Origin of the sequence: Aliirhizobium wenxiniae (assembly GCF_019511445.1) — a bacterium.
GTDB classification, from domain to species: Bacteria; Pseudomonadota; Alphaproteobacteria; order Rhizobiales; family Rhizobiaceae; genus Neorhizobium; species Neorhizobium wenxiniae_A.
The window spans coordinates 1-264 of the sequence record NZ_JAEUAN010000118.1 but is presented as its reverse complement, the minus strand read 5'-3'; the positions used below and the strand labels follow the sequence as shown (position 1 = coordinate 264).

Genomic DNA, 264 nt, shown 5'->3' with positions numbered 1-264 from the left:
AGGCGTGTGGACGTGCAGCAATGCATGAAGCTTAGCCTTACTAATAGCCCGATTGGCTTAATCGCTCTCATTGATCAATGCTCATCTGTCAGGAAAAGCCTGACGGTGATGCAACGACGTGTTCAAAGTAAAACAGACTTACGCCTGCCAGCTTCTCTTCACATTGCCCTTAGATGACCTGGTGGTCATGGCGGGGCGGCCGCACCCGTTCCCATTCCGAACACGGCCGTGAAACGCCCCAGCGCCAATGGTACTCCGTCTCAA

At 53.8% G+C, this 264-nt stretch carries 1 rRNA gene; it reads left to right on the top strand.

The features are described 5' to 3' along the window. Positions 1-177: 177 nt before the first annotated feature. Positions 178-264: ribosomal RNA gene (gene rrf, locus JNB91_RS31905) — 5S ribosomal RNA — on the top strand; the annotation flags it as partial.